Genomic DNA, 13,527 nt, shown 5'->3' on the forward strand with positions numbered 1-13,527 from the left:
CCGGACCCGCAGCCATCTCTGCCTGTTTCTGAACGTCCGTTCGCAACCCGGGAACCGTCGATCCGGCAGCCTCGGCGCCGGAGGACACCGCATATCCGCCATAACAGATACTGCCTGCAGGGCCGCTTTTCAGGACGGGGCAATCGACGAGGGTTTCAATGAGCACGCATCTACCCGATAACAGATGGCCGCAGCCGTCCCCATCGCCTGCCGGTAAATTGCAGGCCCGCATCAACAGGTTGACGCGGGAAATCGATCGGCTGAAACAATCCGAGCAGGATCTGAGGGAGAAAAGCGATTTCTTGAACACCCTTCTGGAAACCATATCCAACCCGGTTTTCTACAAGGATGTGAACGGCAGGTACACGGGCTGCAACCGGGCATTCGAAGACTTTATCGGCCGTCCGCGCACTGACATCATCGGCAAGACCGTCTACGACCTGGCACCGGAAGACAACGCCAACCGGTACCATGAAAAAGACGCGGAACTGTTCCAACGACCCGGCACGCAGCGTTACGAATGGCGGGTCAGAAGGTACGACGGGGATTTGAGAGACGTCATTTTTGAAAAGGCCGCCATCATGGATGCCGGTGACAATGTGATCGGTCTGGTGGGCGTCATTTCGGACATCACCGAACACAAAAGGGCGGAAGAGGCGCTTCAGGAACGTGAAGCGACCCTGCAGGCCATTCTCTCCGCGTCTCCGGTGGGCATCTTTCTGGCGCACAACCGCATATTGGGCTGGACCAACCAGGCCATGAACCGGATCTGGGGATATGAGGACGGTTCCCTGCTCGGCAAAAGCACCCGCATCCTCTATCCGGATGACGATGAATATGAACGTGTCGGCCATCGGTTCTATTCCGAGATCGAAAACTTTGGGCTCGCCAGCATTGAAACCCGCTGGGTGACGCGGCAAAACGAGCAGATTCACTGCTACCTTCAAGGATGCCCCCTGGATCCGGCGGACCCGACCAGGGGCGTGATCGTCGTGGCGATCGACATTACCGAGCGGAAGCGGATCGAGGAGCAGGTCAAGCAGCTCAAAGAAAAGTACGAAGACCTCTACCACAATGCACCGACGATGTACCTGTCCCTGGACCCCCGGGGAATCATTGTCGAGTGCAACAATACCATCCTGGACACCCTCGGATACGCCAGAGACGCGTTTATGGGAAGGCCCATGGCCGAGTTTCTGACCGAAACGTCCGTGGCCAAAATGAAGGAAGACTTTCGGATCCTGCTCGATAGAGGAAAACTGATGGGTGTCGATCGTCAGCTGGTTGCCAGGGACGGGCTCATCATTGATGTCATCCTGAGCGTTACCATGGAATACGATGGGCGGGGCAACCCCAAAAAATCGCGTGCGGTCTTTGAGGATATTTCCAAACGCAAACGGGCCGAGGGGCTCGTTCACAATCTGACCCAGATGCTGATGCAGGCCCAGGAGCATGAACGCAAAATGATTTCATATGAGCTTCACGACTGCATCGCACAGAACCTTTCCCTTCTGAAGATCAATTATGATACGATTTTCAGCCATCAGCCGGCCATATCAGGCCCCATGAAATCGAAAATGGAAACCCATTCCAGGCTGATCGAACAGACCATTCAAACGGTCCGCGACCTGTCCTACGGGCTGAGTCCTCCCGGTATCGATGAAATCGGAATCGTCAGCACCCTGTCCCATTACTGCGAGGAGTTTTCCAGGAAATCAGGGCTGGCCATCCAATTTTTTCCGGTGGATATGGAGGGGGTCAAACCGGATCAGAAGACAACGATCAATTTATATCGCATTGTCCAGGAGAGCCTCAACAATGCCTGGAAACATGCAGGCGCCCGTCATATCACGGTTCAACTGACTGCCGCCGCCCCCGATATCCGGTTGCAGATCGAAGACGATGGGCACGGTTTCGACGTGCCGTCACGGGAGCACGCGCTGGCGGGAGAACAGCGAATGGGGCTTCGAATCATGCGGGAGCGGACCAGCCTCCTCAACGGCAGATTAGAGATTCGGTCTGATCCGGCCCGAGGCACCCGGATTTCGGTGACATGCCCCCTGGTTGAAACCCGCGGCAGGCGCGGAAAAAGCGGGCACGAGTGCCGATGACCGCCCGGCGGCGGATCGCCGGGAATTTCATCAGGCCGCCGCATTCCAACCCAATTCCGGGCGTTTCCGGCCGGGTCAGAAAAACCTTGATAATCCCGGGAAAAAGAGGTTTCCTGACGCCTGTGATTCCTGTCTGTCACCTGTCCGGGCCAGCCAACGGAACCTGTTCAAATGACCAAAGGGCTTATCTATTCCATCGCCGCGATACTCTACGTGCTTTTCCCGCGCGATCTGGTGCCGGACTTTCTGGCCGGATGGGGCTGGATCGATGATCTGATCGTGCTGTTCCTGCTCTGGCGGTTTTACCGGGGGCAGAGGCAGTTGCGGCCGTCCGGGAGCCGCTTTGATCCAGGCCGGAAAACGGCCGACGGGCGGCAATCCCGGGCCGCCGGAACAGAGGAGCGCGGCAGCCGGGATCCCTACAGGGTGCTGGAGATCGCGCCGGGCGCCTCCAGGGAAGCGATCCGGGCCGCCTACCGCCGTCTCGCCGCCCAATACCACCCGGACAAGGTCCAGCACCTGGGCAAAGAACTCCGGGCCCTGGCCGAAAAACGATTCAGGGAAATCCAGCAGGCGTATGATCAACTGACGGGACGGTGACGCCCCCCCCGGGGAAAACGGGCGGCCGGCGTAAGTTGGCCCGGCCCAGGAAGGGAGCGGTGAACAGGGTGCCAGGATGAAAATTATCGATTCAACCGTTGTCGTCAAAAGCAAATTCGTCACCATGGTTGCGGTGGATTACGAAGACCGAAAGGGCAATCGCAAGCGCTGGCACATGGTCAGCCGGGAGGCGTCGCCCAAATGCATTACCGGCAGGATCGAGCGCCCCGATGCGGCCGTCATCGTACCGTACCACCGGCAGGCGGACAGGCTGGTGGTGATCAGGGAGTTCCGTGTCCCCGTGGGCGGCTACCAGTACGGTTTTCCTGCCGGGCTTCTGGATCCGGGCGAAGCCCTGGCTGACGCCGCCGGCAGGGAGCTGCACGAGGAGACCGGGCTGGACCTGGTGCGCGTCTACCGCCACAGCCCTGCCATTTTTTCCTCAGCGGGAATTACCGACGAGGCCGTTGCGGTGATCTATGCCGAAGTCGCGGGAACCCCGAGCGTCCACGGCAACGGGGATTCGGAGGACATCCGGGTCTTCATGATGGACCGGGACCTGTTGCGTGGCCTGCTGACGCGCACGGACATTGTTTTCGGCGCACGGGCCTGGCTGGTCATGGACGCCTACGTGCGCCTGGGCAGCGGCTATCTGACCGACAGCTGAACCCTGTAGCGCGTCCGACGCGCTGACGCTGCCGGGGCGGCAGCCGTGTCAGCGCCGCGGCCATGATCGGACGCACGGCGCCAATCCAGAGGCAATCAGGAGCCAGACGCCATGATGCTTGCCGTCGACGTCCACTACCGGAAGGACCACGCCCATGTTGCCGGCATCCTGTATGGCAGCTGGTCTTCGCCGCATCCTGTCAGGATCTGCTGCAGCGAGGTGAAAAGGGTTCGGGAATACGTGCCGGGGCAATTCTACAGGCGGGAGCTTCCCTGCATTCTCACGCTTGTCCGCGACCACGGGTTGTCGCCCGGCACGATCGTCATCGACGGGTATGTTTACCTCGACGGCGTGGCAACGCCCGGGCTGGGCAAACACCTCTACGATGCCCTGAAGGGTGCGGCCGTGGTGGTGGGCGTCGCCAAAAACAGGCTGCCCGGTGTCGGCCGCGGCCATGAAATCCTGCGCGGCGGCAGTTCCCGGCCGCTTTACGTCACGGCCGCCGGCATGAAACTGGCGCGTGCCCGGGCACACATCGTGTCCATGCACGGCAGCCACCGGATTCCAACCCTGCTCAAAGCGGCCGACCGGGCCTGCCGGCGGCGGTGACCGGCGGTCCCGGCAATCACCGCCGGCCCGCGGCGAATGCGGCCCGGGGCCGCGGGCGAAAGGCTGATGAGCGGCGGCTGTGCTTAAATGAAGCCGGGCTGGGACCGGGCTGGCTTCAAACCGCAGGCCGGGCGTTATGGACAACGGCGGGCCGGTCTCGATCACCCTCGCCAAACGGGGTTGGCTGGATGGTCGACGGCAACGGCCGATATGAAATGGAGGCGATTTCGATGCTCGAATCGACGCAACCATCGCTCCTGATCGTAGAGACACGCTCACGTTCCGACATCGTTGTGGGGGCGCCCCATCACGCCCCGGCCGGCACACCCGGTCTGCCCTGTCCCGAGCACAGCGACTCGGACGAAAATACCGGATTCATCGGCCGCCGACTGGCCGAACAGCTCGACTGCTGCGGCGTCATCGCCTGCAATGCCACCATCGACCCGAATAAACACCGGTCCAGCGACTACAGCCTGCAGATTGCGACATGGCGCCCCCGGGTGCTGGTTGAAATCCACGGTCACGGTAAGATCAGGTCGCCCTACGACGTCGAGATCTCCTGCGGCTCAGCCGAATTCACCACCTGGTCCGAGCGGCTGGCCGCCGGTATCCGCCGGAGAATCTCAGCGGACCCCGAACTGGCCGATCTGACCGTCTGCGGCCGTTTCAGCGACATCTATTTCAGGGCGACCAGGACGCTGACGATTACCGATACCCGATGGCTGGCCTACCACATCGAGCTGTCGTCACGGCTGAGAAAGCCCGTCACCGGGCGCACCGGACCGCCCACCGGGCCGGCCTACCGGTTCATCGGGTACCTGGCCGCCGCTCTGTCTGAAGAACACGGATAGATGAAAACGACCTCAAGGGGGGCTGAAGACCTTCCGTGCGAAACGCATGACGGATACGGTTCTTCGCACCCATACAGGCACCGCAAGCGTGTAATTTCAACCTCTTGAACCTTCCGATGTTCCGCGACGCGGGTGTGCACACCGGACCGTACTGTCCGTCCGGCATGCTGCATATTCCCGGCTGGCATCAAAGCACTCAGCGCAGGCCAGTTCCCATGCCGTCTGCATATCAAACGCATCGAGCCAGGGTAAAATGCGAAACGAGAGCCCAAAAGCAAACCGGGATCCCAGGGGGGCGCAGAACCTTGCGTGTTACTATGTAAGCCGAACATCCGGCGGCGTCCCCGGAAGGCGTCGCACCAGACATCCCGAAAACTGTCACAGTGGTTCCCCGGCTTTCAATATACGGGAGCGACTCGAAAGGTTTTCCTGATCGTGAATCGATTTTTTTCACTTGCTTGAATTTCGCTGATTCGGTCCATAGGTTAACCCATGGAGAGACGCCCATCGAATCAACCTTATCCAAACAGGAGGAGGGCAGATGAAAGCGGAAAAGGATCTTTTCGATATTTTTGAAAAGGACAGGAGTTATCAGTACATCATGAAACGGCTGCTGGAAGCGTCCATGGAAGAGTCCTACAACTCGATCATGATCACCGAAGCCGGGCCGGGGTATCCGATCATCTACGTCAACCCGGCATTCAGCGAACTGACCGGGTACGCTCCCCGCGAGGTGATGGGGAAATCGCCGTCGATCCTGCAGGGACCGAAAACAGACAAGGCGGTCATCGATCGGCTGGACACGGATCTTGCCCGGGGGAAGGTATTTCACGGACAGGCCATCAACTACCGCAAGGACGGGTCGGAGTTCATGATGCAGTGGAAAATCGCTCCCATCCGCAACGAAAAGGATGAGACCACCCACTACCTGGCCATCCAGAAACTCGTTTTCAAATAGGACCGGGGCCGCCCGGTGTTCCGTTTTTTCCGGTTCTCCGTTCCTGTTCCGCAACCGTTCTCCATTCGTTCTCATGGGGCAGATGGCCTGTCCCGAACCACGGACCGGCGGGATTCAGCCCGTCTCCGGGGCCAGGGCCTGTGCAAAGGTCATCCCGGCCGAGATGGCCCGGCCCTGGCGGTCCGCGTCCGGGTCGCAGGCCGCGATGGCGGCGGCCTGGATGGTGAAGGTCTCCCCGATGGCCTGCAGCGCCGCGACGACCTGCGCCACGGTCAACCCGCCGTCCGGGGCAAAGGCTTTGCTGCGGGCTTCGCCCGGTTCGACAATATCCATGTCCACGTGCACGTAGACCCGGTCCGTGTGCCGCCGGAGACGCCGGAGCGCCGGCTCGAGTCCCCGGCGAACGCCCAGTGCCTGCAGCGCGGCCGGATCCACCAGCGACGCCCCGCAGTCGGAGAAACGCGCGACCTCCCGGGCATCCAGATCCCGTGCGCCGATGTGCACCATCCGGTTTCCGGCCACCGGGATGAAACCGGGGATGGTGTCGAGCAATCCCTGCCAGCAGTCCCCGGCGGTCAGCGCCAGCGCCATGCCGTCCAGGTAGCCGCTGGTGGAGGTCTCGGGTGTGTTGAAATTCCCGTGCGCATCGAACCAGACAACGCCCAGGTCCGCCCGTTGGATGCCGGCGATGGTGCCGACGCAGTGGTTGCAGTTACCGGCAAGGACCAGCGGAAATTTTTCATCGTCAAGCGCTGCCCGGACCTGCCGGGCCAGCAGGCGATTCACGTCAAAGGCCGTTTTTACGGGGTTCATGGGGTCGGCCTCCGTCTGGAGGCACACCACTTCGACCCCGTGTCCCCCCTTCTGCAGAAGGCCGGCCATCCCCTGGTCGACGAATCGCAGCGGCCCCTTTCAGAGGCGGACGCCCCGGTGTCCCGAATCGTATGGCACCTGGATGAGTTGAATAGACATCGGTTGCCCCTCCTTTGTTATCAGGCCGGCAGCGTAAGATTGGAATTGATTCCCGGGAGCCCCATCGGTTATCCTGTTGGCGCTCCAGGCTGTCATAGCATAAAACGGCCGCGGCTGCCGGGTCGGAATTGCGTCCTTCAATCGGAGGGCAGGGCAGCCTGCCGACAGGGCCAGTGGGGCCCAAACTCAGACCGGGACACCTTTGCAAGGGGGAAACGCATCTGATGTCATCGAAGCGGGACGCGCGGCATGGCAACGGGCTGAAACGGTGCGGCATCGTTACGGGGATGCCTTCCCGGCGTTCGCGCACGGTCGGGTGCCTGCTGGGTGGCGCGGTGGGCGATGCCCTGGGCGCCCCGGTCGAATTTCTGGCCATAGAGGAGATCCGCAGGCGCTATGGCCCTGCCGGCGTGACCCGGTTCGAACCGGCCTACGGCCGCAGGGGCGCGATCACCGACGACACCCAGATGACCCTGTTTACCGCCGAAGGGTTGATCCTCTCCCGGGTGAGATCGGAATATGCCCACGGCGGTCTGGCCACACAGGCCGTCTACCACGCCTGCCTGAGGTGGCTCTTCACCCAGGACCTGCAGGGCCAGTCCGGGCTGATCAGGACCCATGGCAGCTGCGCGGTCGTCGACGGCATGCTCACCGGCCACCGGGAGCTGTTCGCACGGCGGGCGCCCGGCCAGTCCTGCCTGTCCGTCCTGCGGTCCGGCAGGATGGGCACCCTGGACCAGCCCGTCAACGACAGCAAAGGCGGCGGCGGGGTCATGCGGGTGGCGCCCGTGGGCCTGGTGTTTGCGGATGCGCAAAAAGCATTCCGGTTGGGCTGTGACGCCGCCGCCATTACCCACGGCCACCCGACCGGCTATCTGGCCGCCGGGTTTCTGTGCGCCCTGGTTTCACGCCTGACCGCCGGCGATCCGATCGATGCGGCCGTCTCCGAAGCACGCCGCATCCTGGTCACATACGAGGGCCATGACGAATGCCGCCAGGCGGTTGACCTGGCGGTTGCCCTGTCCGGCCACGGGAAGCCGTCACCGCAGGCCGTGGAAACCCTGGGGGCCGGCCGGACCGCCGGGGAGGCGCTGGCCATCGGCCTGTATGCGGCGCTGGCTGCGGGCCGGGATTTCAGGCAGGGGGTGCTGCTGGCGGTCAACCATTCCGGTGACAGCGATTCGACCGGGTCGATCGCCGGCCAGATCATGGCGACGCGATATGGCGTTGAGGTGATCCCCGATGACTGGCTGGCCGGGCTGGAGCTCAAGAATGTGATCGTTGAGGTCGCCACGGATCTGCTGGATCAGTTCACCGGACGGTAGCAGGCCGCCACCCCGTTGGAGCGGCTGCTCCGTTCAGGGGTCCATGGGGTTTTGGGCGGCAGGAAAACTGGAAGTCGGAAGCGGCAGCGGGAAGGCGCGGCGTCGGAGCGGAACTGCGGGAACATGCCCCGGTCAGGGATGGTTCCGGTCCAGGCGGCATTCCTTGAGCAGGTATTTGGATATTTTCAGATTTTTCAGGGGGACGCTGGACCACTTGCTGACCCGGACCCAGTTTTTGCGGTTTTCGTCGCCGGACCTTCTTTCCGGCGCGCAGCGCCGGTCGCGTTGCCTGAAAAAGAGCCCCTTGATGGAAAAACGCCGCCTTCGGTCCTTGCCCGTCCGTCTTTCAATGAATGATCGATTGCTTTTTGGCATTGGGGACTCCTCCGTTCATCGGATCATCGAACAGTCACACCCTGGCCGCCGTGATAATTGACGGTCCTGTTGAAATAAAATAAGCACCCCTGCCTGATTTCAAGCCGTCTCCGGCCTGAACGGGGTCGTACGCTTCATTCATGGGCCGGGGCTACCTGCCCTTGTTTTTTCGCCGATCTCCCTTCCTTTTGTCAACATCGGGGTCGAGCATGGTAGGGATCCTGCGCCTGTCTTTTCCGCTTCGCTGATCATATTCATCATAGTTGGTTGGCGTCGGGTGGTGGTCTATCCTGTCGATCATGGTGCTGTATCCTTGCTGATCCGTCCGGATTCGTTCGAATGCATTCAGAGATTCCGCTGCGCTGTTTTACCGCCGAAGGCCAACGGCCCCTAGCGGCGGCCGGCCGTCGGGCCATCATGCCCAATTGATCCAGCAAACGTCATGCCATGTTAAATAAAGGCCGGAACAGGTCTCCGGACCAGGGTGGACGGCCCCATCACCCCCCCCACCTTGTGTGTTTGCCACACGGGGGGCAATGCTTGCCGAAACGACCATATCAGCCATAACTATTGAATAGTAATCGCTAATTAAGCGAATGGCAATAATCATCGAAAGCGCATTCGTCCGTTTTTCGAGCCTGGGGGGCAGCCGAAATCGGATCGAATTGCCCACGACGTCGGGCAGGAAAGTAGGAAGAAAAGTTCTTAACTTATGGGAGAAAAAATTCAGAATCCCGTCCCGGTGGACCCGGGACGGGCCGCCATCAGGCCTCGGCAACGATCGCTTCGATCTTTTCCCAGATGAACTGGGCCACCTCCTCGGCCGAATTCGTTTCGATCACGGCCAGATCGTCGCACAGGGACGCGATTTCCGCTTCGGGGAGGTCGGTCATCTTGTTGACCAGGAAAGCGTCCACCTCTCCGCCGACCGGCAGGAGTCCGCAGGCGCCGACGGCGCCGATGAATTCGCCGTCCACGACAATGGGCACCACGATTTTCATCAGACCGGCATCGCACTCCTCGATGACCGGCCGATGCTCCTCCCTGGCCTGGTTGGCCAGGTTCATGTGGGCCACGGCACAGATGAAGGACTGGCCTTTGTCCGTTGCCTTGATGGCCGGGCACAGCCGGTTGACCCAGATTTTGTTGTCGGTGATACGGATGCCGTCGGTGTTGAAGACATTGGACTCCAGTCCCGAACGTTCGTGAATTTCGTTTTCCAGCTGGGCCCATTTTTCCAGGGGCAGAAGATCAGTCAGTTCCACGGTCACACTCCTTGGTTGGCATTCGCAGGTCAGGCATGTTGCTTAGCATTTTTTTATGCGGATTGGGAAGTGCTTTCCGCCAGCCAGGCCTCCAGCCGCCGCATTCCTTCGTCGATGGAAATCCCGGCCGTATACCCCAGGTCCCTTTTGGCCGCCGAGATGTCGAACCAGTGGGCGGTGGCCAGCTCCCGGGCCACGAAGCGGGTCATCCGGGGTTCACCGGACAGGCCGAAGGTGCGGTAGGCCCACTCCAGCAGGGCACCGATGCAATAGGCCGCCCGGGGTGAAATCGTCCGGGTCAGGGCGGGCTTGCCCCCGGCAGCCAGAATCCGGTCGACCATTTCCCACAGGCGGATGGGCGCGTCGTCGCTGATAAAGTAGACCTTTCCGGAAACGGCCGGGTTTCGGTCCATCGCCTCCATGGCCAGGACGTGGGCCCGGGCGGCGTTGTCCACGTAGATCGTGTCCACGCGGTTTTGCCCGTCACCGACCCGGCGCAGGCTGGCGGCGCGGGCGATGATCCGCGGCACCAGGTGGTTGTCCTCGGGCCCCCAGATCAGGTGGGGCCGCAGGGCGACGGTCTTCAGCTCCCGGTCGGCGGCGGCCATCACGGCCTGCTCGGCCAGGGCCTTGGTCTGCGGGTAAGGCGCATGGAACCGGGACGGGTAGGGGGCCGACTCGTCCACCCCCTGCATGTCCGAGCCGTCGAACACCACGCTGGGGCTGCTGGTGTGCACCAGCATGGGCACCCGGCAGGATCGGCAGGCGGTGATGACATGTTGGGTGCCGGTCACGTTGGTGCGGAAAAAATCGTCGGCCCGGCCCCACACCCCGGTCTTGGCGGCCACGTGAAAAACGACGTCCCGGCCCCGGGCGGCATCTTTGACGGCACCGGCATTGCCGATGTCGCCGCGCAGCTGGTCGACGCCCAGGGCCTCCAGTTCCGGGTAGGACCTCCTGGAAAGGCTGGCCACCCGGTGGCCACCGGCCACCAGCTGCCGGACGATGGCCTTGCCCAGAAAGCCGCCACCGCCGGTGACGAGGATGGATTTGGGGGGCGTGCGGGTTGTTGCATTCATAATGGGTTCTTCCGGAGTCATTATAATATCAAAAAGTTAGGGACTCACATGTTAAGTGTTAAGCAAAGGAACCAACAAGAAAAAATTTCGACTGTTTACGGACCCGTCACATTTTCTTTTCCGCCCATACGGCCAGCTTCTCCCTGAAAATCTTGGAGTTGTGGCGGATATCCACGGGAAAGGCCCGCTTGAACAGAATGGTCTCGATATCTTCGGTGATCGGGCTGGCCTTGGCCAGTGCCAGCAGTTCCTGCTGCAGTCCTTTTTTATTCCTGCCGCTGTCGCCGGGCTCCAGTTCGATACAGATCACCGGCCGCTGGCGTCCCTGGGGCCCCACGCCCACCAGGGCACTGCGGAACACCCGGGAGTGGTTGTTGAAAATGGCTTCGCAGGGAATGGTGAACATGGTTTTGTTTCCGGCGACCACCCGGTGGTTTTTTCGGCCGCAGAACCAGATGCGGTTTTTCTTGTCCATCCATCCCAGGTCGCCCATGCGGTGCCAGAAGGTGTCGCCGTCGCCAATCTTGGCCCGGGCATCGTCGTCGGGACGCTCGAAATAGCCGCGGGTGACCTGGTCTCCGCGCACGGTGATCTCCCCGATCTCGCCGTCCGCCAGGGCCAGGTCATCGGTCCAGCGGGCGATGGGCCCGTCGGTGATGCGAATGATGCGCACGTCGATGCCGGAAATCGGCCGGCCCACACACATGCCGAAACCCTGCTCGCTGAGCGACCGGGTTTCGTTGAGAATCCGCTCGCTGCCGAAGGAGCTGACCGGCATGGCCTCGGTGGCGCCGTACCCGGTATGGATCTGGGCGTCATCGGTCAGCATGGTGCAGAATTGCTCGATGTTGGCCGGCGTGGCCGGCGCGCCTGCCGAGATGACCCGCTTCAGCGTTGGCAGCCGGATGCCGTTTTCCTTGCCGTGGCGGCCCACGCGGTTGAGCAGGGCAGGGGAGGCGAACATATTGGTGACCCCGTGGTTGACGATGGCTTCGATGATCTTGTCCGGGTTGACCCGGGCCGGTTTGGTGGGGTCCATGTCCGGGATGATGGCCGTCATCCCCAGGGCCGGATCGAACAGGGCGAACAGCGGGAAGGTGGGCAGGTCGATCTCCCCCGGGGTGATGCCGAACTGGGCGCGGATGTTGCGGACCTGGGCATCGAAGACCCCGTGGGTGTAAAACACGCCCTTGGCCGGACCGGTGCTGCCGGTGGTGAAGAGGATGGCGGCGATTTCATTGGCCTGGGTGTCGGCCATGGGGTAGGGCTCCCAGTGGCTGCTGCGCACCTGCCGGAGGGTGCGCCCCCCCCAGAACCAGCGGCTGCCCACGGTGATGAAGGTGTTGACGCTTTTGAAATAGGCGGGCGCCAGGGTGCGCAGTACGTGGGCCGCGGGGATGCCGATCAGGGCGCGGGCCCGGCTCTCCTTCAGGCAGTTCAGCATGCGGGACACGCCCATGCCCGGATCCACCACCACGGGCACAGCCCCCACCTTGAACAGGGCAAACACCAGGGCAAAAAAATCCAGGCTGGGTTTGACCATCAGGATGGTGCGCACGCCGCGGCTGACGCCCGCATCGTCAAGCCCGCGGGCCAGGCAGTCCGACTCGATATCCAGCTGGCGGAAGGTGAGGTGGGTGTAGGCCGCCCGGCCTTCGGCATCCCTGCCGCACGGGCAGACCACGGCCCGCTGGTAAGGCTGGCTGCGGGCCATCCGGCGCAGGTAGGTGGCCACGTTGACGATGCTGCGGGCGGGTTTCTCCGGTTTCAATGCCATACGACGATCCCTTTTTTCCTCAATCCCTGACCGGATGGCGATCCAGAAAATCCCGGACCAGCCCGATGATCCGGTCGGGCACATCCTCCATCAGGTAGTGGCCGGCGTCGTCGAACAGGTGGTGTTCCGCTTCGGGAAAACGACGGCGCCATTCGTTGTAATAGTCCACGTCGAAGACGAAATCATGACGCCCCCACAGGATCAGCATGGGGATGCGGGCCAGGGTGGACAGCTGCCGGTCCACCCGGTCCACGATGTCGAATCCGGGGTCTCCGGGCGACAGGGGAATATCCTGTACGAAGCGCAGGGTGGCCAGGCGGTGCCGGGGGCAGTTGTAAGGCGCCAGCAGCCCCCTTCTGGCGTGCGCCGCCAGTCGTTTGCGCGGCGCCATGACGATGGCGCCGCGGGCAAACAGGTTGCCGTGGAGCACAGCGGGGCGGGCAAAGGCGCTCAGGTTGCGGACGATCCACAACCTCAGGGGAATCCGTTTGCGGCCCGGCGGGAAAAACGCGGCGGTGTTGGTGACGATGATCCGCGCCACCCGGCCGGGGTTGGCCACGGCCCAGGCCATGGCGATCATGCCGCCCCAGTCGTGGACCAGAAGGGTGACCCGTTCCAGGTGGAGATGGTCCATCAGAGCCGAAAAATCGGCCACCCGGCTGCGCAGGCGGTAATCGTACCGGTCCTCACCGGGTTTGTCCGACAGGCCGCATCCCATGTGATCCGGCGCGATGGTACGGCAGTCGGGGGAGAGGGCGCCGATGATGCGGCGAAAGAAAAACGACCAGGTCGGATTGCCGTGCACCATGACCACCGGGTCGCCCGTCCCCTGGTCGACGAAGTGATAGCGCAGCCCGTCACGGTCCAGGACATGGGACTGGAACGGGTAGTGGGGACAGTAGTCGCCGGGGTCGATCGGTCGGGTGGTATCGGGCATG

The 13,527-nt window shown here is 62.3% G+C and carries 13 protein-coding genes; 7 read left to right on the plus strand and 6 right to left on the minus strand.

Translation table 11 applies throughout. The annotated features are described in order from the left end of the window. The first annotated feature begins 158 nt into the window (after positions 1-158). From DSCA_RS04255 to DSCA_RS04280, 6 genes are all read left to right on the plus strand, one after another. Positions 159-2,111 carry a PAS domain-containing sensor histidine kinase gene (locus DSCA_RS04255; RefSeq protein WP_155315247.1) on the plus strand — a complete coding sequence of 651 codons (1,953 nt, stop codon included), beginning with the start codon at positions 159-161 and terminating at the stop codon, positions 2,109-2,111. A gap of 171 nt (positions 2,112-2,282) precedes the next feature. After that, positions 2,283-2,711 (plus strand): DnaJ domain-containing protein, encoded by a 429-nt coding sequence (locus tag DSCA_RS04260; RefSeq protein ID WP_155320305.1) that lies wholly within the window; start codon positions 2,283-2,285, stop codon positions 2,709-2,711. 76 nt (positions 2,712-2,787) lie between these two features. Further along, positions 2,788-3,378, plus strand: coding sequence for an NUDIX hydrolase (locus DSCA_RS04265; RefSeq protein WP_231716372.1), 591 nt, complete (start codon positions 2,788-2,790; stop codon positions 3,376-3,378). 111 nt (positions 3,379-3,489) lie between these two features. Next, positions 3,490-3,987, plus strand: coding sequence for an endonuclease V (locus DSCA_RS04270; protein ID WP_155315248.1), 498 nt, complete (start codon positions 3,490-3,492; stop codon positions 3,985-3,987). Between the two features lie 230 nt (positions 3,988-4,217). Continuing rightward, positions 4,218-4,838 (plus strand): hypothetical protein, encoded by a 621-nt coding sequence (locus tag DSCA_RS04275; protein ID WP_155315249.1) that lies wholly within the window; start codon positions 4,218-4,220, stop codon positions 4,836-4,838. A 541-nt stretch (positions 4,839-5,379) separates the two neighbouring features. After that, positions 5,380-5,796, plus strand: a complete 417-nt coding sequence (locus tag DSCA_RS04280) for a PAS domain-containing protein (protein WP_197904738.1) — start codon at positions 5,380-5,382, stop codon at positions 5,794-5,796. A 114-nt stretch (positions 5,797-5,910) separates the two neighbouring features. On the opposite strand, the gene DSCA_RS04285 is transcribed toward DSCA_RS04280, so the two are convergent. Next, the gene (locus DSCA_RS04285; RefSeq protein WP_167527596.1) at positions 5,911-6,609 is read right to left on the minus strand and encodes an arginase family protein; all 699 of its coding nucleotides are present in this window, start codon (positions 6,607-6,609) and stop codon (positions 5,911-5,913) included. A 383-nt stretch (positions 6,610-6,992) separates the two neighbouring features. Between DSCA_RS04285 and DSCA_RS04290 the strand changes: the two genes are divergently transcribed. After that, positions 6,993-8,093, plus strand: a complete 1,101-nt coding sequence (locus DSCA_RS04290) for an ADP-ribosylglycohydrolase family protein (protein WP_231716373.1) — start codon at positions 6,993-6,995, stop codon at positions 8,091-8,093. 132 nt (positions 8,094-8,225) lie between these two features. Here the strand turns inward: DSCA_RS04290 and DSCA_RS04295 are convergent, their stop codons facing one another. From DSCA_RS04295 to DSCA_RS04315, 5 genes are all read right to left on the minus strand, one after another. Continuing rightward, entirely contained in the window at positions 8,226-8,468 is a 243-nt protein-coding gene (locus tag DSCA_RS04295; RefSeq protein ID WP_155315251.1) for a hypothetical protein, read from the minus strand. A 764-nt stretch (positions 8,469-9,232) separates the two neighbouring features. Next, complete coding sequence (locus tag DSCA_RS04300; RefSeq protein WP_167527597.1) at positions 9,233-9,733, minus strand: PocR ligand-binding domain-containing protein; 501 nt, start codon at positions 9,731-9,733, stop codon at positions 9,233-9,235. A 53-nt stretch (positions 9,734-9,786) separates the two neighbouring features. Then, complete coding sequence (locus DSCA_RS04305) at positions 9,787-10,812, minus strand: NAD-dependent epimerase/dehydratase family protein (protein WP_155315253.1); 1,026 nt, start codon at positions 10,810-10,812, stop codon at positions 9,787-9,789. 106 nt (positions 10,813-10,918) lie between these two features. Continuing rightward, positions 10,919-12,589 (minus strand): fatty acid CoA ligase family protein, encoded by a 1,671-nt coding sequence (locus tag DSCA_RS04310; protein ID WP_155315254.1) that lies wholly within the window; start codon positions 12,587-12,589, stop codon positions 10,919-10,921. A 19-nt stretch (positions 12,590-12,608) separates the two neighbouring features. After that, positions 12,609-13,526 carry an alpha/beta fold hydrolase gene (locus DSCA_RS04315; protein WP_155315255.1) on the minus strand — a complete coding sequence of 306 codons (918 nt, stop codon included), beginning with the start codon at positions 13,524-13,526 and terminating at the stop codon, positions 12,609-12,611. Between the last annotated feature and the right edge of the window lies 1 nt (position 13,527).

The organism is Desulfosarcina alkanivorans (assembly GCF_009688945.1).
GTDB classification, from domain to species: domain Bacteria; phylum Desulfobacterota; class Desulfobacteria; order Desulfobacterales; family Desulfosarcinaceae; genus Desulfosarcina; species Desulfosarcina alkanivorans.

Excerpts from the sequence above, each read along its gene's own strand:
- DSCA_RS04290 (WP_231716373.1), top strand. The coding sequence starts at position 6,993 with ATGTCATCGAAGCGGGACGCGCGGCATGGCAACGGGCTGAAACGGTGC.
- DSCA_RS04305 (WP_155315253.1), bottom strand. The coding sequence starts at position 10,812 with ATGAATGCAACAACCCGCACGCCCCCCAAATCCATCCTCGTCACCGGC.
- DSCA_RS04255 (WP_155315247.1), top strand. The coding sequence starts at position 159 with ATGAGCACGCATCTACCCGATAACAGATGGCCGCAGCCGTCCCCATCG.
- DSCA_RS04310 (WP_155315254.1), bottom strand. The coding sequence starts at position 12,589 with ATGGCATTGAAACCGGAGAAACCCGCCCGCAGCATCGTCAACGTGGCC.
- DSCA_RS04265 (WP_231716372.1), top strand. The coding sequence starts at position 2,788 with ATGAAAATTATCGATTCAACCGTTGTCGTCAAAAGCAAATTCGTCACC.
- DSCA_RS04260 (WP_155320305.1), top strand. The coding sequence starts at position 2,283 with ATGACCAAAGGGCTTATCTATTCCATCGCCGCGATACTCTACGTGCTT.
- DSCA_RS04285 (WP_167527596.1), bottom strand. The coding sequence starts at position 6,609 with ATGAACCCCGTAAAAACGGCCTTTGACGTGAATCGCCTGCTGGCCCGG.
- DSCA_RS04275 (WP_155315249.1), top strand. The coding sequence starts at position 4,218 with ATGCTCGAATCGACGCAACCATCGCTCCTGATCGTAGAGACACGCTCA.
- DSCA_RS04315 (WP_155315255.1), bottom strand. The coding sequence starts at position 13,526 with ATGCCCGATACCACCCGACCGATCGACCCCGGCGACTACTGTCCCCAC.
- DSCA_RS04295 (WP_155315251.1), bottom strand. The coding sequence starts at position 8,468 with ATGCCAAAAAGCAATCGATCATTCATTGAAAGACGGACGGGCAAGGAC.
- DSCA_RS04270 (WP_155315248.1), top strand. The coding sequence starts at position 3,490 with ATGATGCTTGCCGTCGACGTCCACTACCGGAAGGACCACGCCCATGTT.
- DSCA_RS04280 (WP_197904738.1), top strand. The coding sequence starts at position 5,380 with ATGAAAGCGGAAAAGGATCTTTTCGATATTTTTGAAAAGGACAGGAGT.